Origin of the sequence: Paenibacillus sp. 2TAB19 (assembly GCF_052115185.1) — a bacterium.
GTDB lineage: Bacteria > Bacillota > Bacilli > Paenibacillales > Paenibacillaceae > Pristimantibacillus.
In genome coordinates this window covers 23,245-44,510 of the sequence record NZ_JBFRGE010000013.1, presented here as the reverse complement: position 1 = coordinate 44,510, position 21,266 = coordinate 23,245, and the positions used below count along the sequence as shown (strand labels likewise).

Genomic DNA, 21,266 nt, shown 5'->3' with positions numbered 1-21,266 from the left:
ACATGTTATTACATAGGGTTAAGCATGCGCGCAGACATCATTTATACGAAATTAATGCTCTACTCTGGGAAGGGGGTGAATCGGCATGAGAGAACCGAGCAATCTATTATCCAATCAACACTCTCAACAACCGAAGGTATTTAGAGGAGGAGAAAAAAAGGTTATGAAAAAAAGTTTATCTTTGCTCGTAGCAATCGCGATGGTATTCTCGATGTTCGCAACATCGGTATTCGCGGCTGATGAAAAAACAACAGAACAAAAATACGACGAACTAGTGAAAGCTGGTATCTTCGCAGGTTTGCCAGGCGGCGAAGCTGGTCTGGATCAAACAATGACACGCGCACAAGCAGCGGTAATTATCGCTAAGCTTGCTGGTTACAAAGATGGCGTTACTTCCCCTGACGCTGGTTTCACAGACGTACCTGCTACTCACTGGGCTAAAGCTTATGTTGATTACGCAGCAAACCTTGGAATCATTTCCGGTCTTTCTAACGGCACATTCGCACCATCCGCTAACGTAACAATTCAAGAGCTTGCTAAGCTTGCTGTTGATGCTTTAGCTAAACTTGGTTACACACTTAAAGATGCAGCTGCTGTTGACGGCACTGTAGCTGAATGGGCTAAAGAATACGTTGGTAAAGCAATCTCCAACGGCATCTTCGCTGCTCAAGCTGACTACACAATCCCAGCTCTTCGTGGATTGCTTGTAACTGCTACTTACAGCGCTTATGCAGCTCTTCAAGTTCCAGCTGCAATCACTGTTGAATCGGTTAAAGCAACTAACTCCAAAACATTGGTAGCTACATTCAATGTTGAAGTTGGTACTGCAACTGCTAACGATTTCACTGTAACTACAAAAGACGATGAGTACGCGATCAACGTTGTTGACAGCGTAGCAATCGACGGCAAAACAGTTAAAATCAACCTGGTTGATTCGCTTGACGAAGAAACGACTTATGTTCTTACTTCGAACGGTGTAGTTTCCAAAGAAAACAACTTGGTGTTGGCTTCGACTAAAAATGAAGTATCTTATGTTGCTACTGAAGCGGTAAGCATTGGTTTCGGAAGCACAACTGTTAAAGACGGTAATAAAGTACCTGTAGTAATTAAAGATGCTGCTGGCAACGATATCACAGCTAACTTCGATCTATCTGAAGCAATTACGATCGAAAGCTCTGACACTGGCGTTGTAAGCGACGCTGACCTTACTGCTGCTAACCCTRTTGTTAACTCTTCTGCTTACTCTGTTGTTAACGTTAAACTTAACGACACTAAGTTCGAAACTGGCAACACAATCATCACTGTTAAAAACACATTGTCCGTAGCTTCGAAAATCGGCGTTGTAACAGTTGCTGATGACTTCGGAACTGAAGATCTTAACCTTTTCAAATCCACTCCTGATGTTTTGATCGCTCAAGTTCTTGATCAAGACGGAACTGACATTACAGATGAGCTTGCAGTTGGCGATGTTACTTACAGATCGCAAAACCCAACGGTTGCTGTAATCGACGAAACTTCTGGCGACATCAATGGTGTTAAAGCTGGTACTGCAACAATCTTGGTAAAAGCTGTTTATAACGGTAAAACAGTTTCCAAAACTGTAACTGTAACTGTTAAAGCTGATGCTGAATTGACTTCGATCGTAGTTGAGCTTCCAAGCTCGAAACTAGTTAAACTTTCCGGTATTACTCAAGATCTGAAAGTTAAACTTCTTGACCAATACGGTAATGCATTCAAAGTAACTGATGCTGCAGGTAAAGATGTAGTATTCACGATTACTAAGAACGATATCGTTGAAGTTGATGGCGATGAGTTTGTAACTGGTGCTGCTAATGCAATTACACTTAACATTGCTCAAAACCAATCCGAAACTAAGCTTGTTCTTGAACCAGGCCAAGTTAAAGGTTCCGGTAGCATTAAAGTAGTAGTAGGTTCTTTGAGCAAATCTGTATCGGTTGCACTTGTTGAAGCTGGTACATTCGCTGGATACGTTGCTGTAGCTGGCGATACTACACTTGATGTAGAGCAAAAAGATCCTGTAAACCCTGAACACCCAGTAACAACAGGTATCACAGTATACAAAAAAGATGTTAACGGTAACTACATTGAAACCGTAACTTCTGGTGTTGATCTTGATGTTGMTGATGACGCTGCTGTAACTGTTAATGATGCGACTCTTGAAGTAACAGCAGCAAAAGTTGGTACAGCAAACGTAACTGTTCTTGTGAACAGCGCGAAAATTGCTACAATCAAATTTACAGCTGTTAAAACAATCGCAACTTTGACTAAAGTATCGCAAGCGAAAAATGCAGTTACGATTGCTGTAGGTGGCGATCTTGAAGCAGCATTGTTCGGCGACGMTGATGGCAAAGGTGGAGCATTCGTTGGTTACGATCAATACGGCACAGTAGCTATCATTGATCCAGTTGATGTAGATGCATTCTCTTCCAACAAAAACTATGTAGACACTGACTTTACTGTTCTTGCTAAAGGTACTGTAACACTGACATTGAACATCAATGACACACTTTACACAATCACTGTTAAAGTTGTTTAATTGATAATCAATTGTCCAAAAGAGGCCGTCCTCCTAATCGCTCCGCGATGAAGAGGCACGGCCTCTTTTTTTTGTTTGCGTTCATCCATGGTTCACAAACTTCCGATATACTATTAATTATTATGGACATAACAGCAACTTCTATACGGCTGCAAGCGTCTATACCAATAATAAGTTCGAGGAGGAATGATTTGTGAATACAAGGTGGATTAAGATCGGTGCTGCATCTGTAGCCACGTATGCATTGTTGGCTCAATCGGCGATTCCATTAGCGCCATTGAAGGTTGTAGAGATCGCGGAGGCCGCATCGATAACGAGTCAAAGCGTCAAGCTTAACGCATCCAGTACAATTTCAGTACGTGACGGCCAATTCCTGATGCAAGATCAAGGCAAAGTATTTGCTTACACGGTCACGATTAAGAATAGCGGCAACGCCACTATTAATATGCAGGATTACTATATTCGTTTGGTTACGAAATCGGGTAGCCGTTACATATCCAAAGTAACGGAGGCCGACAAAACCAAATTAACCGTTGCTCCTAATACAACGGTTAATATTACGTATTACGCAGTCGTTAATATCAATACGAAACTTTCTGATCTCGCATTCAATATTATTAAATGGGACTTTTCTTCATCCAACTATGAAAAGTTGCTTGGGAAGCTTAGTTTCCCTGAAGGCTMAACCGATAAAACAACCGCTTTTCAAGCTAAAACGATGTTATATAATGGAGGAACGCTTCGTGGCGCGCTAAAGCAATACATGGTGACCAGCGATAAAAACAACGTCTACGTGACGATGAGCTTTTTGCTTGAAAATTCAGGCCTACAGAGTGTGAACGTAGCTAATATGAAGCTATTCGCGCAATCGGAAGGTTTAGCTACATATAATGTGGATACAACTGCACTAACGAATCTTACGATCCAACCCAAAGAACGCAAAATAATCACTTTAAGCTCAACGATGCCGCTCGCTATGAAAGGCAAGAAATTCGCGTTAATTGTAGCATCGCCAAACGAAGGTGGAACGAGCTCAAGCATTCCAATCGGCGTATTCGATATGCCGAAAGTAACGCCTGCGGCGGCCGTAGAAGTAGGTAAAGTGAAGACCGTTTACTTAAACGGCGTCACGGTTAATAGCGGAGTCGGATTCGTAACGACGAGCGAGAATGACGACAACAGCTTGAAAATCGAGATGGATTACGACCTTGAGAATATCGGGACGACCTTCACCAACGTACCGAATTTGAACTTCTCGCTTGTAACGGCGAGCGGTGTTGTCTATCCGCTTGCATCTAACAATGCCGAGGGTACAGCTGTATCTTTGCTGCCGAAAATCAAGAAAACGATTACCATGAGCGGAGACATTCCTGCATCGGTGAATTTGAATACATCCCAGCTCGTCGTACGTTCAGGCGTAACGGAAACGAATTCGGGTTACGTCATTGCCAGCTATAAAGTGAAGAAGGACGGCGGCGTTGCAACTGGCGGCAACACGTACAGCTATGACGACGGCTATCTCGTAAAATTCAATTCGATTCACCGCCTGCCAACATCAGAGAAAGATTCGTTAATTGCCGAAATCACAATTACGAACACGAGCAAGGCTGCGAAGAAAACGCCGAATTTGAGCGGTTTTTTCATGTTGAACGGCGTGCAAATTTCCGAAGCGCACCAAGTCACTTCTTTGGATAGCGAGCTGTATATCGAACCAAATGCTACGGTAACCAAATATGTTCATGTCAATATTCCTTATACGGCACAAGTAAGCAATGTCTCGCTAGTTCTTACCGAGCTGCCGGCAACTTCAACCGATAAGGAGAAAAAGCTGTACCAATTCGGTGCGCAAGCGATTAGCACGGTTCCTACGCAAACGAAGGATCAAAGCTATCTCATTAATAATGCGGGACGCAAAGCGGATATCAAGCTTCTTACGACCAGATTCTATGATAATGTAACGGAGAGCTACTTCTATAGCGAATTCGTTGTAACGAACAATGAACAGCGTTATGCTGCAATCGCCGATATCGGAGGTTATTTGCAGGATGTAACGGGCTTTACGATTCCGGTTCAGTTCGTTAAATTCACGGAGAGAGTAACACCGGAAGGCAAAGTACTCGTATCTGCATGGGCTAAAGTATCGAAAAACTTCAACCGATTAGGTTCTTCACTTGTGATCGGCAAAACAGCAGAGACAGCTGTCGGCGAAGTGAAATCTTCTGTCATGATGAATCCGGTTGCGTACAAGCTTACTGACGAGTCCGGCTCAGCCGTGAAAACGGACTTGCTTGGCATTACTTTCGGCGGATACAATCTAAGCCTGAAAAATCTGAGCACGCAGCTTTCGTACTCCGGTGAAGGTGATTCGGACGGTATCCAATTCGATCTGAACTATGATTTGGCAATCGGTGGTGACTACGACTTCGTCGCTGGCGATCACAAGATCGTAATCGAACTGAATGGCGGCAGCGCAAATACGAACTACTCCAAAACATTCGCCCTTAAAAAGTCCGACGACAATTCGCTAACCGTACTCGAAGAGGGCACGAAGAATCCGCTGTCGATCGTATTCAACGACGCGAATATCTTAAACAAACTAAATAACCTGAACGACACGTACACGGTTAACGTTTATGACGTATTCGAAGGCGCGAAGATGCTTATCGCTACGAAGAAAGTAAAATGGTTCACAACTACGTAATAGCGGGCTTTAATCGCTTTGAAAGGTTCATAGAGATGCTAGAGTGGAAACAAAAAACTGGTTTATCCTACTCAAATCTAGTATCTTATTAAGAGATAAATAGATTTGAGAGGAGACTGCCAAGTGAAACAAAAGCTAATGCGGGTCCTAGTTGCATCCGTACTTATCGGAGCAGGCGTATGGATTGGCGTGAGCCTAGGATCACCGCTTGAAGCGGAATCAAATACGCTCACGCCAGGCTCTGTAGAAGATCCTGTCGTGACGAAGAGTTATGTCGACGAGCAGCTTGCTAAGATTAATGGAGGCGGAAGCGGCGGTTCAGGCGGAGGAAGCAGTGCGAGTGCAACACTAGAAGTTGTAGCCGTGCCTGCCGGTAAAACATTGCTTGCAGGTGCCGGTACCGAAGTCATCGTACGTGTAGGCAAAGCGCTTGCTTATAGTGTGGATACGAACGGTGTAGCGGATCTGACGGACGGTACGGAGCTTAAGAAGGGCACGCCCGTTCCGGCGAACCACTTGCTTATCTTCCCTCGTGAAGGCCGTGGCATTCAACCTGATCCTGCTCAGAAGAATGGGCTTACGGTACTGGTAAGAGGCAGCTACGTTCTGCAATAGCGGATGGAATAGATACTACATTTTCCCCGAACTGACAATAGGTTATACGCTTCAAGGAACCAGGAACAGCACACAATACAATTGTTCCTACATTACTTGGAGGTGTCACCACAATGAGTCGTTCGAATAGAGTAGTAGTACCGAATTGCAAATCCGCCCTAAACCAAATGAAATATGAAATTGCTGCCGAGTTTGGCCTTACATCTGGAGGTTATGGAGGCGCTAGTCAAGATACCGAGTTTGCAGGCGAGTTAGGCGGTACGACTGGCGCTAGCGGCGGCAGTGTTCAATGGTCTAACTTGTCGACGCGTCAAGCTGGCTCTGTTGGCGGAGAGATTACGAAGCGCCTCATCGCTCAAGCTGAACAGGTGCTTGGAAACTACCAGTAATCCCCTCGGAATTAAAATGGGCGTCCATTGACAGAAAGCGACAATTTCGGTATCATACTGTTTTAGAAGAGTTGTCTAACAACCTTTTCCTTCGCGGAAAAGGTTCATTTTTTGTGTAGAAAGTTAGCTCTTATTCCATACTAAGGTTGTAGGAGGTTGATACGGATGTCGGTCAAAGGACGCCACTTGTTCACATCGGAATCAGTAACGGAAGGCCATCCCGATAAAATATGCGATCAAATATCTGACGCAGTCTTAGATGCATTCCTTGAAGCAGATCCATATGCGCGTGTCGCTTGCGAAGTTTCTGTAGCAACAGGTCTTGTGCTTGTTATTGGCGAGATCAGCAGCCGTGCGGATTATGTTGATATTTCGGCTATCGCTCGCCGTACGATTAAGGAAATCGGTTATACGCGCGCGAAATACGGCTTTGACTCCAGCACTTGCGCAGTTCTCACATCACTTAACGAGCAGTCTGCCGATATTGCGCAAGGCGTTAACGCTGCGCTTGAAACACGCGACGGCAAGGATATGAAGCAAGAGAACGAAGACATCGGAGCAGGCGACCAAGGCTTGATGTTCGGTTTCGCGACGAATGAGACGCCTGAGCTTATGCCGCTTCCGATCGCCCTGTCGCACCGCATCGCACGACGCTTGTCGGAAGTGCGCAAGAACGGTACGCTTGATTACCTGCGCCCGGATGGCAAAACGCAAGTAACGATTGAATACGTCGACGGCAAGCCGGTTCGCGTGGATACGATCGTTGTATCGACACAGCATGCTGAGGAAATTACGCTTGAGCAAATTCAAAAGGATATTCTCGAGCAAGTTATCCAACCAGTCGTTCCAGTGGAATGGCTTGATGAACAAACAAAATATTTCATTAACCCTACAGGCCGTTTCGTTATCGGCGGACCTCAAGGAGATGCCGGTCTAACCGGCCGTAAAATCATCGTTGATACGTATGGCGGCTACGCTCGTCACGGCGGCGGTGCATTCTCCGGTAAGGATCCTACAAAGGTTGACCGTTCGGCAGCTTATGCAGCGCGTTACGTTGCGAAAAACATCGTAGCAGCAGGACTTGCGGACAAATGCGAAATTCAATTGGCATACGCGATTGGCGTTGCGAAGCCGGTATCGATCAACGTCGATACGTACGGTACAGGCATCGTTGCAGAAGAGAAGCTCGTTGAACTGATCAACAGCAACTTCGACCTTCGTCCGGCGGGCATCATCAAGATGCTGGACCTGCGTCGTCCAATCTACGCTCAGACAGCTGCTTACGGTCACTTCGGCCGTACAGACATCGACCTTCCTTGGGAACGCGTCGACAAGGCGGATAAGCTGAAAGCAGAAGCTGGCGCATCTAGCGGCGTATAATCACTTTATAATAATCGAGGCTGTTCTTTCGGTAACGAAAGGACGGTCTTTTTTTGTTTCACTATGAAGGAAAATAATGCAACTTCTAACTTCGACAATTCGTTAGGACATAAGAGAAAGATTGAAAGAAAGATGTCGAATCGAAGGAAGTGAACAATCGGAACCGTATAAAAAAGGGGTTAACCTAAATTTTTCATGCAAAACAACCGACAAATAAAGTACGACTGTAATTTTTGAGGAGTGAATGAAATGAAACGAACCAGCAAGCTGTCATTGTTCATCGCTGTCGTCATGCTGTTGCAGATCGGCCTAACCGGCTGGCCATCGCTAACGCAGCGCGTAAAAGCGGCATCGTCCGGTCCGGTTGCGGTTGGCTTGACGCCGGCTGACGATCTTACGAACGTCGCACCGGGAGCTGTACTCAAAATAACGTTCGACGAGAACGTTGCGAAGGGCTCAAGCGCGAATACGATATCGATCTATAAGTCTTCCACCAATGAATTATTCGAAAGTCTTAGCGTTACAAGCAGCCGCGTTAAGATCTTGACGAATAAGAGCGAAGTAACGATCGATCCTCAAAAAGATTTTGATTTCAATACAAGCTATTACGTACTTGTATCCGCAGGCGCTTTCGTCAATGTTTCTAACGGGAACGGATATGCCGGTATTCAAGGAGCAGACAAATGGAATTTCATAACCATGGCGGACGAGGTAGTGAAAGCCCCGGAATTGATCTGGTATGATCCCCAAGGCTCTTTTATACCAACAACCACGCCAATTACTTTAATGTTCGACGAACCGGTATTTGCTGCTAGCGGCAGCATTACTCTCGTATCCGGTGATGACAGCCGCAGTATAGCGGTTACGTCAACCGAGGTGCAAGGTAGCGGATCGGACACGATCGTCATAACGCCGAAAACGGCGCTTCAACCCAATCGTTCTTACAAAATTACGATAGGAAACGGACTATTCAAAGACGCCACGGGCCTATCCTACACCGGATCGAATTGGACGTTCACGACGATGGATTCGGCCGTGCAGCTGGATGGGCCGTTCTCCCCAACCGATGATTCCATCAACGTGGAATTAAATTCGGAACTCGTCATGACCTTCAATACCGTGGTTGAGGCGATTGCGAACAAATACGTCGAGATCAAAGTGGTGGGTACGAATACAACCTATCAGAAAATACGGGCAACGAGCACGACCATCGAAGGGAATATAGTAAGAATTAAGCCTAGCCCGGCGTTAAAAGCGAACACATCCTACTACGTCACGATAGAACCGGGCGCCTACGGGATTCCAGGCTCGACGGATACTTTTTCCGGTATTACGAACGCGAGCACATGGAACTTCACGACGAAGGATTCAAGCGCACCGCTCGTTGAAAAGCTTACACCGGCTAATAAAGGCGCGGCGCCGAGCGTGAACACGAAGCTGGAAATGACTTTCAACGAAAACGTGCTTCCAAGCAGCGGCAATATTGAAATTCGCGTTTCAAGCACGGGAGCGTTGTTCCGCTCGATTCCGGTTACTTCCGATCTCGTAACGGGCGGCGGAACGAAGACAATTACGATTGATCCGAATAAGGCTTACAACGGAGAGGCGAAGAAACCGTTCGTCAATAATACAAAGTATTACGTTATTATCAGCAATACTGCATTCCGCGATATATCCAGCAATTATTATGCAGGCATACAAAGCACCACCGGTTGGACATTCACCGTAACAAACGATACGGTTAAGCCGGTTGCGATATCGCAATCGCCGGCGAACAATGCGATTGCAGTGAAGGAAAATCCGGAGTTCAATATGATCTTTAGCGAGAACATCGCATTAAGCGATGAGCTGCTCGCCGGAACGGCCAAGATTATGATCTACCGTATCGGTACGGGAGGCGGCCAGAGCAGCTATGATACGGTAGTTTCGATTGACAGTACGAACGAAAGAAAGCTGATTATACAACCTGTCGGCCTTCTGAACAAAAGCACGTCCTATTACGTGTATATTGCTCCGAATGCGATTACCGATACGGCGGGCAACTACTATGTCGGCATTCAGAACGAATACCAATGGACGTTCAAGACGATCGGAACGGATACGACTCCTCCGGTCATTAGCAAGCTTGAGGCAAACGACAGCTMCATTATTATGACGTATAACGAAGAACTGAACGCGGACTTAAAGCCGCTCCCAGGCAGTTTCTACATTACGGTGAATGGCGCGTTCCGCTCTGTGAATTCCGTGCAGGTAAGCGGTACGACCGTTGTCCTTACGCTGTCGAGTCCGATTCTTAGCGGACAAGCCGTGAAACTATCGTATACGAAAGCAACTCCAGGATTGATACAGGACATTTCGGGGAATGCGGCAATAAGCCTATCGAACAGAGATGTTACGTTAGTATCGGATACCTCGGTTCCGAGGCTGCTGGATATTACGGCATCGGGAAGCAGCGTCACGCTGTCTTTCAACAAAAATTTGATTGCTCCAAGCGCGAATGCGTATTTGCAGTTCAGCGTGACGATCGGAAGCACGATATATTATCCGACTTCCATCACGGGCAACGGCAGTCTCGTTATTTTGACGGTTAATACGATTATTACCGGTTCGCAATCGGTGAAGGTCAGCTATTCGCCGGGCTCGTATCCGCTCAGGGATTCATCGGGCAATAACGTCGCGTCCTTCACGAACTTTGCCGCTTCAAGCGGTACAGACAAAACGGCGCCTAAAGTGCAAACCATTACAGCCAATGCCAAACTAATTACGATTAAATATGACGAAAGCTTGAATCCGGCAACGAAGCCAACGACAGGCCAATACAGCGTTTTGGTCGATAATGTATCCCGTACGGTTAGCGCGGTAAGCGTTGTGGGTGATACGGTTACTCTGACGCTTAGCACGACGATCAATAGCGGGCAGACGGTGAAAGTGTCCTATTCTCAGAGCGGCGTGGCTCTATCCGATCTCGCCGACAATAAGGCAGCGGCTTTCTCCCAGATGGCGGCGGAATCCGGGGATGCGCAAAGCGGGCTAGTAGGCGCGGTAGCCAAAGGAACGAACGTTACTTTGACGTTCAAGGAATCGCTCAACAGCTCGTATGTTCCATCGAGCATTCAATTCACGGTTAAAGTAAAGGGCGTGCTGACACCTGTATCGCAGGTGACGGTGAGCGGAACATTGGTAAAGCTGGTCTTGTCCTCCGCCCCAGGAATTGGCGATGCCATGACGGTCACCTATTTCACGTCGTCGACAGGTCTTCAAACCTCGAAGGGGATTTCAGTGAACAGCTTTGAGAACGTGACAATCGCCAATCAGACGACTTTGCTTGATACGCTGTCAGGAGACTTCGAATCGGTAGACGGCGGAATTGGAATTAAGAGCTCGGTTGTATCCTCTGCTGCCGATACTTCGCCTGCAGGAATGTCGGCCAAACGCTATACGCTGCCGCAAGATCTGATTAGCCAAGCCTATCAGACAGCTAGAACGGCCGGCGTAGCGGCTCCGAAGGTCGTATTCACAGTGCCTGTTACGGAGAGTGCAGGTATCGTCTCGGTACCGCTGAGCGCATTAGACAGTGCGTACAGATTGGGAGCGAAATCAGTCTTCAAAGTGATTTATGGCGATACAAGTTATGAAATTCCGTTAGCTGCGCTTGATTTCTCGGCAATAGCCGCATCGCTGAATGCTGGCGGCTCCGTTGGGAATTTGCTCATCAAGATCGATCAAGGCAGCTCTTCGTTAACAACGAAGCTGACATCAACATTAGGCACCACAGGTGGACAAATCATTACAGGACCGGTTCACTTTGACGTATCCGCCGCTAGCGGATCGATCATTAAGCCGATCAACGGCTTTAAAGGGTATGTCAAACGCACGATCGAAACCTATGCAAGCGTGCCGACGAGTCAATCGGCGGTTGTATGGTATGACGAGCAGGCTGGAACGTTATCGTATGTACCTACTACGTTTGCCACTTCCGGAGGCAAGACGACGGCGACGTTCAAGCGCAAGGGCAATAGCGCTTATGCGCTCGTACAAAGCTCGAAAACCTACTCCGATGTGGCGAACCATTGGGCAGCAGCAAATATTAATGCGTTAGCTCGCAAATACATCGTCGAAGGCAGAACGACGACGAAGTTCGAGCCGCAAGCGAACATTACGCGCGGCGAATTCGCGACGTATATTGCCAAAGGACTCGGATTAACGGGCAATAAGACGGCGGCTGCGAAGTTCAAGGACGTAAGCTCAAACACGACGATGGGGGCTTATATCGGAGCCGCATCCGAGGCCGGCATAATTTTCGGCAACACGGATGGCACATTCAAGCCGAATAGCCCGATTACGCGACAGGATATGGCGGTTATGATGGGTAGAGCGGCAGTAGTTGCAGGTGTTACCATTACGCTTCCTTCCTCCGCGTCGTCCTATTTGTCCAGCTTCACGGACAAGGGCAAAATCGGCGCTTATGCGCAGGCAGACGTTGCCAAAGCCGTATACGCAGGTATCATTTACGGCAAAACGACGACGGTAATGAGCCCGCTTACGAATGCGACGAGAGCGGAAGGCGCTGCGTTGATCATGCGTTTGCTGGAGTATGTAGACTTTATTACTCCTTAATAGACAGGTAGAAGAGGCAAATCTAGCTGAATGTGAGAGCATGGCACTCACAGACAGCTAGATTTTTTTACTTGGAATAGGTTATACCTTTCAGCTATTGGAATGTGATAGAAGTCTTTTATCATGCGTAACTTTTGTGCAACTCTAGTAGTCTATACTACATAGACGTACTAGATGGGAGAGTTGCTAACAAAATGGGTAAGGCAAGGAACAACAGGTGGCGGCGGACGGAGAGCATTAGTAAAAAGGTATTTATTATCGCATTAGGCGGCACGTTATTGTCGCAGCCGGTCGTATCGCTCCTTCCTGGGAGTTGGAACACGGCGATAGCCGAAGCAGCGGATGTTGCAATGGCCACGGCTACGGCACCGACGCTCAAGCTGACAAAGCAGGCTTATGTGACGGCAGGCGCAAAGCGCATGGACTATTTGTGGAGCGCGACAAGAAACGGCAAAGCGATAACTTCCGAGGTGCATGTCATCGAGGTTGATCTATCGAATCCCTATGTATCTTTAAATACGATGAGCGGCAAAAACCATACGGTTGGCACGCGTAATTCGATAACGAATATGACGAAGGAAAGCGGTGCGGTAGCGGGAATCAACGCGGATGTATTCGTGATGACGAACGAAGGCGCGCCTATGGGCGTCCAAATCACGAGCGGAGCATTCGAATCCAGTCCATCCAAGTTGAAAGGCATGTATGCATTCGGGGTGTCGAAGGACCGCAAGCCTTCAATTGACAACTATACCTTCGAAGGACTCGTTACGGCAGCCGACGGCTCGACATTCGCGCTCGAGGGTTTGAATCAATCCGCGTACGGTCCGGAATTCGGCGGTAATAAATATAGCCATGTCGATACGATGTATATCTATACGAGCGCATGGAACGGTGCTGAGCGGCCTATCAACACAGGGGCGACCCCGACGGAAGTACTCGTTCGAAACGGAATAATTGAACAAATTTCAATCGGCAAGCCGGTTAGCGGGCAAGCACCGGCTGACGGATACATATTGCGTTCTCACGGTAAAGCAGCGACTTTCGTGAAAGAACATTTGCAGGTCGGACAGGCAGTTACGGCAGACTATTCGCTTATCTCGTCGACGACGGGCGCGAAAGTCGATCCTGCAGGCTTCGAGATGTTAATCGGTGGCCACACCTTGTTAGTTGACGGAGGAGCAGCATCGGCGTTCTCCCGTGACGTAACAGGTGTCAGCGGTTCTTCCTACACGTCAAGATCCGGAGTAGGCTACTCCAAGGACGGTACGAAGGTGTATTTAATTACGAGCGAGAAATACGGCAGCAGCACCGGACTCAGCTTGAAAGAGCTGCAGCAGGTTATGGTGCAGCTTGGCATATACAAAGGCGTGAACCTGGACGGCGGAGGTTCTACGACCATGGTCGAACGACCGCTCGGCACGAGTTCGCTGACGCTGTCCCATTCGACGCAGTCCGGAACGACGCAGCGCAGCGTATCGAATGGCATAGGCGTATTCACAAGCGCGCCGGTTGGTACGCTGAAGGGCGTTACTATAACAGGCTCGAATGTAGTATTCCTCGGACAAAAGACGACCTTTGCTCTCAATGGCTATGATACGTACTATAACCCCATTAAAGTGGATGCGACGCAAGCAGCTTGGAGTGCTAATCCTGCGGTTGGGACGTTCAGCAGCAATACGTTTACGGCGACTAAGGTCGGCAAGACAACGATCAGCGTCAAGGCTGGAGATGCTTCAGCTCAGTACACGATGGAGGTAATCGGACAAGACCAGATCGCCTCGATCTCGCTGAATACGGCTGCCGGTATGCTAACGCCGGGATCAACGCTCACGGTTCCGGTTACGGTGAAGCTAAAGAACGGCAAATCGTACAAGCTGAGCGGCGATTCTCTTAAATGGGAGTATATCGGCTTTAACGGCACCATGACAGGCGATACGTTAACGGTTAATTCGGTAAAAGCGGGCGTGAAGACCGGATATGCGATCGGACGTTACGACGGCTTCCCGACGTTGATTCCATTCACGCAAGGCGAAACGGTCAAAGCATTCGAGGATTTCGAGAAAACAGCTTATCCGATCTCGTCCCAAGTGACGCCAAAGGAAATTGCGGGCAGCGTAAGTCTTGCTGCGGATTTGCCTGGACAAACATCCGCCAAAGCGCTTAAGCTAACCTATGATTTTACGAACGGCACAGGTACGAAGGCATCGTATGCGGCGTTTAATACGAATGGCGTATCGTTGTCTGGAAGCCCTACATCGATGTCGCTTGACGTTTATAGCGATCAAAGTAAAAACTGGGTAAGGGCAGAGCTTATTGATGCCGACGGCAAAGCACATCTAGTCGACGTAACGAAGCAGCTCGATTGGAGCGGTTGGAAGACGATTAAGATCAATTTATCGTCGCTCGGCATGAAATATCCTGTGAAGCTGAAGCGAATCTATGTCGTCACGCTGGACAGCACACAAGCTGGACGCACGGTTACTGGTACAGTAGGTTTGGATAATATGAAACTGAATTATGCGCCGGAGGTAACGGTAGATACGAAGTCCAAGGTTGAGATGATAGTAGGCAAAACGAATGCGACCTTGAATGGCAAAGCGCTTAAGCTGGATGCAGCGCCGATTCAGTTGAACGGAACGACTTATGTGCCGCTCCGCTTCGTAACCGATGCTCTCGGCGGACAGCTGTTCGTTGACGGCAAGCTGAACAAGGTGGGCGTACTGCGGGGAACGAAGCTGCTTGAAATGGTTATTGGCGAGAAGGGATACGTGTTGAACGGTACTCGCCAGCAATCGGAGGTAGCGCCTATTATTCGCAATAATAGAACGTTGATTCCTGTGCGATTATTCTCGGAGAAGCTTGGCTTCACCGTAGGATACGATGCAAAACAGAAGAAGATTACCATTCAATAGCATGGACGACAGGCAGCCTTTCTGTGGTATGATAGGGGAGTATAGGAATCAGGATTGCCATAGAAAGGTTGCCGATCGATCGTGGATCACTTAACAGTCGATATAAACCGAGTTATCAAAAATGCAATTCAAGTGATGGAAGACAGCAAATATCAAATCTATGAAATATGCGAATCCGCGCGCTCTGAGCTGGAAGCGCTCGAGCAGGAACTGGAGCTTGTACTTCAGGAAACGGTGAAGACGATCGAGAAAGTCGATCAGTTGGAGCAGGATTACAGGCGCGCGCGCATTCGGCTAACTGAAGTGAGCCGGGATTTCGTCCGATATAAGGAAGAGGACATTAAGTCGGCTTACGAGAAGGCCACACAAATCCAGCTGGATCTTATGGTGTACCGCGAGAAGGAATCGTATTTGAAGGCTCGCCGAGACGATCTGCAGAAGCGGGTTCGCAACGTTGAGAACTCGATTGAGCGGGCGGAGATGATTGCTTCGCAAATTAACGTCGTGCTGGAGTATTTATCAGGCGACCTTAATCAGGTGACGCGAATTTTGGAATCGGCGAAGACGAGGCAGCTGCTGGGTCTAAAAATTATTTTGGCGCAAGAGGAAGAGCGGAAGCGTATCGCCAGAGAAATTCATGACGGGCCGGCGCAGTCGCTCGCCAATATTGTGCTTCGTACAGAAATCGCCGAACGTATGCTGATTAAGAAGGAATTCGAGATGGTACAGGAAGAATTGGTAGATTTGAAAGGCCAGGTTCGTTCAGGGCTTGAAGAAATTCGCAAAATCATTTTCAATCTCCGGCCAATGGCGCTCGACGATCTTGGATTAGTGCCGACGCTGCGGAAGTTTGTGCAGGATTTTGAAGATAAATCTAAAATACATACTGTATTCGAGCTCTCCGGCAAGGAGATTCGAATGCCGTCTGCCATGGAGGCGGCCATATACAGGCTCGTACAAGAAGCTTTCACGAATGCTCTGAAGCATGCTAACGCTTCGCGCGTATTGCTTGACATAAGCTATGAGCCTCATTTGATTACAATCATCATTCACGATAACGGCATTGGGTTCCAGAGCGATCTTATCGATCTCGGAGCAAGCCGAAACTCCCATTTTGGACTCATCGGGATGAGAGAACGCGTGGAATTGATTGAAGGAAGGATGGATATAGACTCAAATCCTGGACAGGGCACGAAAATTATAATTCATATACCAATAACTGCCGAGAACAGAAAGGAGTAGTATAATGATAAATCAAGTTCCGAGCACTCCCGCCCGAAAAATCAAAATATTACTTGCAGACGACCATCAGTTGTTTCGCGAAGGCTTGAAACGAATTTTGAATATGGAAGATGATTTGGAAGTGATCGGCGAGTGTGGTGACGGCATTCAGGTTATGGAATTTTGCAATCATACGTTGCCCGAAATCGTACTGATGGACATTAATATGCCGATTGAGAACGGTGTAGTAGCAACAGAAAGACTCAAAAGCATGTTCCCTGACGTGAAGGTAATTATTCTGTCTATTCATGATGATGAGAGCTATGTATTCGAAACGCTCCGCAAAGGGGCTACTGGCTATTTGCTTAAGGATATGGAAGCCGAGTCGCTTATTAACGCGATCCGTTCGGTTGTTCAAGGTTATGCGTACATTCATCCAAAAGTAACAGGGAAGCTTATCAATCAGCTTCGTCGTATGACGTACCTGGACGAGATGGGAATTGTATCGGGAGCTGCAGCCGCCCAAGAGCAAGGCGTTAAATATAACTCTGTAGACGAAAGTCCACTGACTCGCCGTGAGGCAGAAGTGCTGCGTCTGATGGCTGAAGGCAAGAGCAACAAAAACATTGGCGAGTTTCTGTTTATTAGCGAGAAGACGGTTAAAAACCATGTTAGCAGCATTTTGCAAAAAATGGAGGTTGATGATCGCACACAGGCGGTTATTCAATCGATTAAGTATGGTTGGGTTACCTTGTAATAGATAAAAGCGTATTGCACAACTGATTAAAGTGGGGGTCCCGTGTCTGTAGGAGCGGGATTTTTATTTTGTCTGACGACCTGTGCAGGTACCCCGACTCTATCGGATATGACAATATAATGAGGAGAAGAACTTTATGATTGCCGCATGGTCATGGATAGGAACTCAATCGTTTGGCCCAAAATTTTGGACTTTCTTTTTCCTTCCTTAATCGAAACGCCGATTTCCCCGACAGATTGCTTTTTGAGTAATCCCCCCGTCCAATCGGAAGCTGCTCCCGTGATCAAATCGGATACAATCTCCACAACCTGGGGGACGCCGGGAATAAGGGATGCTGCCGTGTCATGGGCCAAATATTTGGCTACCTGTATAATAGGCTTGAAAGACTGTGTCCGTTTGTATTCATTCAAAGCCGCCACCCGCGATATCCCTTTCGACTGCTCCAGCCTGTCGACTTCCTCTAACATGTCTACCAGCGTATGCCACGTGATATAAATGCTCTTATCGCTAGGCTTTATTGCTATAAGTTCCTTTCTTTGAAGCCCGCCGTTATTCTGGATCGATTGCGCCAGATCGACAAATTCGCTCGAGAAATTCAAGCTGTACCCGTCATCCGGTATGGAAGATGCTATCGCTTGGTTGTAGCAATTATCAACGGTTTGTTTCAACTTGCTTAAATGGATTTCAGAGTAATGACCTTGCATGGATTTGAGCACATTGTAGTAAGCGGATCTTCTGTTTCCATAAGGACCCTTACTTAATAATTCCCTGCAAAGTCGGATGAACTCGGGATCGGTGTTCTCGAAATTCATTAACGCTTGGCACTGGGATTGGAACAGTGGGTCTAGATGCTTGTTGAATGTTTTGGTGAGCAGGTATTGCCCTTTAATGGCTCGATCGATATCCTGAATGTTTTCAATAATGGCCCCAATATATTCGATATGTTCGGCTTCTACTCCGCTAGTTTTAAAATTGTACGTATTATGTTCCAGTGTTTTGAGAATGGTTGCGTGCAGGGTTCTCCTTGTATTAGCGTCGTACTGTTTGAGAAAAGGGAAAATGGAAAAATCGAAAAATTGCTGTTCATTGTCCAATCCGTACTTCAGGGAGTTTTTGAAATAATCTTGCAGGCTCTGTGCTCCATTGCCTGTATACAAAGTCAATTGTATCTTTTCAGTCTTAATCAACTTGAGAAAGGGTTCTCTGATGTGGTTGTTGAGCAAAATTTGATGGATAATAGCCGAATCCATGATTTGCGTTTGGTTCAACGTTGGCGTCTGACCGGACATGAGAAGATAGAACAGCATACTTTCTCCTTGAATCGCATTAATCGTACATTCTTCAATGGTATTTTGTTCTTTGGATGTTCGGGTCGTATCAAGTAAATCTAGGAACATGTCAGATACTCCTGTCTGTGAGTTGAAGTGATAAGCTTATAAATGGCACTAAGCGAGAAGCAATCCCTGATGATATTGGCATGTATGAATTCTTCGACTTCCTCTATCGTGTATTGGTAGGTATCATTAATCCCCTCGTCGACAGCTAATTGCGCGATTTCTTCAATGCTGCAAACAAAGATGTGAACGAGTCCACCCGAGAGTCCCGAGTCGTTCACGACATTTCCCAAATACGCGATTTTCCGGGGCATGACGCCCAACTCCTCGAAAATTTCGCTTTCGGCGTTTTCCTCTATCGTTTTGGACTTTTCTGAAAAACCACGGGGAAGCTCGATTTCAAATTCGCGCGTGCCATGTCTGAATTGCTTGAGGAACACTATTTTATTATTTAATACCGGGATGATGACGACGCCGTTATAGGCATTGCGGTTAATGATTCTTGAATAGGTATATCGACTTCCGTCCAATTTCTCGATGAGATCCACCACGAACAGAAGGTAGTCGTTCTCGAATAAAATGCCAAGTTTACATTTTTTTTGCATGGCATATTGGAGCARTTCGGACTCGTCAACAATGATCTTCAGATTCTCATTCTGTCTGAAGAACAGGGGATAGGTGTTGCGGCATTCCAAATAACGAGTGATTTCAATCATAAGTACCTTCCTATTGTTTAAATTTGTAAGTCCATTCTTACTAATACGCCGCGGATTATGACTTTCCCTGCGCATCTGCACAGAAATATGGATGAAGGCGGAGGGAGAGGATAGAAAAAACCTCGGAGCGCCCAAAGGACGATTCCGAGGTTATTTCGAAGGCTGAGCGTCATTCAAGATGACGCGGCTTCTTGAACTAGCTTTGTTTCTTGATTTGTTGTTTGCGGTAAGCGAAGATACCGGCAGTGATTGCGAACACTCCAAGCAGGTAGAACGGAAGCGAGCTTGTATCGCCGGTCTTAGGAAGATTGCCGAGCGGTACTTCGCCTTCTTCGATGACGGTGCCGTCATCTTCACCGCCATCTCCACCGTCGCCAGGTCCGCCTTCTGGAATCTCTTCCTCTTCAATTACCTCAGTGGAAGGCGTTGGAGTAGGCGTAGGCGTTACTTCGGGCGTTGGTGTTGGCTCTGTGCTTGGTGTTACTACCGGTGTTGGAGTCGGCGTTACTTCCGGCGTAGGAGTAGGTGACGGATCCGGCGTCTGCGTCTCCGGAGGAGACGTTGCGCAGCGAGTTCCGTTGTTCACCAATTCCTCGTAGTTAGAAGACTCGCCAGGACCCCACCATACGATTCTGATCGTGTTTTCTTTCGATTCGGTCGTTATCGTATTGGCCGTAATCGTAATCGTTTTTCCTGCAGGTACAGTCACCTCATTAGTAGACTCGTCATTGCCTTCGAGTACGTACCAAGTAATGGTGATATCTTCATTGCTCGAGTTGTGCACTCTCCATTTGCGAGTGGAGCTCGGATTAACGGTACATACATTCGTAATAGTAAGTTCCGGCTGTTCCGGCTCTACAGTAGGAGTCGGCTCCGGTGTTGGTGTAGGAGTCGGCTCCGGTGTTGGTGTAGGAGTCGGCTCTGGCGTAGGTGTAGGAGTCGGCTCCGGTGTTGGTGTAGGAGTCGGCTCCGGTGTTGGCGTAGGAGTCGGTTCCGGCGTAGGTGTAGGAGTCGGCTCCGGTGTTGGTGTAGGAGTCGGCTCCGGCGTAGGCGTAGGAGTCGGCTCCGGCGTTGGCGTAGGAGTCGGTTCCGGCGTTGGCGTAGGAGTCGGTTCCGGCGTTGGTGTAGGAGTCGGCTCCGGCGTTGGCGTAGGAGTCGGTGGTGTGCAGTCTTCGCCTGGATTTGGTGCAGTTAGTGATTTGCTGTAGTCGTCGCCCCATTTGATCGTGATCGATCCAGGAGCGCCCGAGACGTCGATTGGCGATGAGTCATTTCCATAAATGTATTCTTCATGCCATGAACCAGTAGTTTTCCATTTAAAATAAAACTTCACGTTACTTTCGTTCGTTACGATCCATTTGCGGGATTGGCCAGGATCGTCCGTACAAGCGGCAATGACGGATAGGATAGGGGTGTTGTATACCTTAACCTCTTTCGTCTTTCCCTTCTCGACTTTAACCGACTGGCCGCTGCTTGAGATCGAAGTTGTAAAGCCCGCCGGGACGACCTCGACTACCTTGTAGTCGCCCGGTTCCAGATCTTCGAATTCTACATAGCCAGAGTTATTGGTTGTGCCAGAGGTAATTACTGTGCCGCCTTTAAGTACTTGGAACGTTACGCCGCTTTGGGCTTTCGTGTCATCATCGTCATAGAAGTACTTTTTGTAGACTTTGATGTTGCCGCATTTGTCGCCCCAGTCGCCGCCATAGGTGCCTTGGATACCTTCTCCGGATATCCGCGGGCTGCCACCGCCGATGCAATTGCTGCCGCCACCGCCGCCGCTTTTTGTAAATAACAATTCCGTTAGGCTTTCAGGAGAAGGCAACTTCGTTGCGGGTACTTCGGAAGGCTCGTCAGAAGGTGGCGCACTTTCCTCATCCGGGAGGACAACTGTTTCCTCGGAAGGCGGCAAAGTCGATTCCACCGCAGACTCCTCGCCCGTGTTTTCCGTGCCCTGCGCCATGACGATCGAGCCAAGGAACATGGACAAGACGAGCATGATGGACAAGATGACCGCAAACTGTTTTTTGACCAACTTCATTGTTCACTCTCCTCTTAGATTTGGAT

General features: G+C 47.6%; 12 protein-coding genes. 9 read left to right on the top strand and 3 right to left on the bottom strand.

Annotated features, from left to right (window positions below; genetic code table 11):
• Positions 1 to 85 precede the first annotated feature (85 nt).
• From AB4Z33_RS08215 to AB4Z33_RS08175, 9 genes are all read left to right on the top strand, one after another.
• On the top strand, positions 86 to 2,557 hold the full coding sequence (locus AB4Z33_RS08215; RefSeq protein ID WP_442049463.1) for an S-layer homology domain-containing protein: 2,472 nt from the start codon (positions 86 to 88) through the stop codon (positions 2,555 to 2,557).
• A 193-nt stretch (positions 2,558 to 2,750) separates the two neighbouring features.
• Positions 2,751 to 5,258: a hypothetical protein gene (locus AB4Z33_RS08210; RefSeq protein WP_442049462.1), complete on the top strand. Its 2,508-nt coding sequence runs from the start codon at positions 2,751 to 2,753 to the stop codon at positions 5,256 to 5,258.
• Between the two features lie 123 nt (positions 5,259 to 5,381).
• Complete coding sequence (locus AB4Z33_RS08205) at positions 5,382 to 5,873, top strand: hypothetical protein (RefSeq protein ID WP_442049461.1); 492 nt, start codon at positions 5,382 to 5,384, stop codon at positions 5,871 to 5,873.
• A gap of 113 nt (positions 5,874 to 5,986) precedes the next feature.
• Complete coding sequence (locus AB4Z33_RS08200; RefSeq protein ID WP_442049460.1) at positions 5,987 to 6,262, top strand: small, acid-soluble spore protein, alpha/beta type; 276 nt, start codon at positions 5,987 to 5,989, stop codon at positions 6,260 to 6,262.
• Positions 6,263 to 6,427: 165 nt separating this feature from the next.
• The gene (gene metK, locus AB4Z33_RS08195; RefSeq protein ID WP_442049459.1) at positions 6,428 to 7,642 is read left to right on the top strand and encodes a methionine adenosyltransferase; all 1,215 of its coding nucleotides are present in this window, start codon (positions 6,428 to 6,430) and stop codon (positions 7,640 to 7,642) included.
• Positions 7,643 to 7,891: 249 nt separating this feature from the next.
• The gene (locus AB4Z33_RS08190; RefSeq protein ID WP_442049458.1) at positions 7,892 to 12,259 is read left to right on the top strand and encodes an Ig-like domain-containing protein; all 4,368 of its coding nucleotides are present in this window, start codon (positions 7,892 to 7,894) and stop codon (positions 12,257 to 12,259) included.
• Positions 12,260 to 12,453: 194 nt separating this feature from the next.
• Positions 12,454 to 15,171 carry a stalk domain-containing protein gene (locus AB4Z33_RS08185; RefSeq protein ID WP_442049457.1) on the top strand — a complete coding sequence of 906 codons (2,718 nt, stop codon included), beginning with the start codon at positions 12,454 to 12,456 and terminating at the stop codon, positions 15,169 to 15,171.
• An 81-nt stretch (positions 15,172 to 15,252) separates the two neighbouring features.
• Entirely contained in the window at positions 15,253 to 16,413 is a 1,161-nt protein-coding gene (locus AB4Z33_RS08180) for a sensor histidine kinase (protein WP_442049456.1), read from the top strand.
• Positions 16,414 to 16,417: 4 nt separating this feature from the next.
• Positions 16,418 to 17,149, top strand: coding sequence for a response regulator (locus AB4Z33_RS08175; protein WP_442049455.1), 732 nt, complete (start codon positions 16,418 to 16,420; stop codon positions 17,147 to 17,149).
• A gap of 134 nt (positions 17,150 to 17,283) precedes the next feature.
• On the opposite strand, the gene AB4Z33_RS08170 is transcribed toward AB4Z33_RS08175, so the two are convergent.
• The 3 genes from AB4Z33_RS08170 to AB4Z33_RS08160 form a co-directional block, all read right to left on the bottom strand.
• On the bottom strand, positions 17,284 to 18,546 hold the full coding sequence (locus AB4Z33_RS08170; RefSeq protein WP_442049454.1) for a hypothetical protein: 1,263 nt from the start codon (positions 18,544 to 18,546) through the stop codon (positions 17,284 to 17,286).
• Positions 18,537 to 19,199, bottom strand: a complete 663-nt coding sequence (locus tag AB4Z33_RS08165) for an NUDIX hydrolase (RefSeq protein WP_442049453.1) — start codon at positions 19,197 to 19,199, stop codon at positions 18,537 to 18,539. The genes AB4Z33_RS08170 and AB4Z33_RS08165 overlap by 10 nt, the downstream gene beginning before the upstream one ends.
• A 196-nt stretch (positions 19,200 to 19,395) precedes the next feature.
• The gene (locus AB4Z33_RS08160) at positions 19,396 to 21,240 is read right to left on the bottom strand and encodes a SpaA isopeptide-forming pilin-related protein (RefSeq protein ID WP_442049452.1); all 1,845 of its coding nucleotides are present in this window, start codon (positions 21,238 to 21,240) and stop codon (positions 19,396 to 19,398) included.
• Between the last annotated feature and the right edge of the window lie 26 nt (positions 21,241 to 21,266).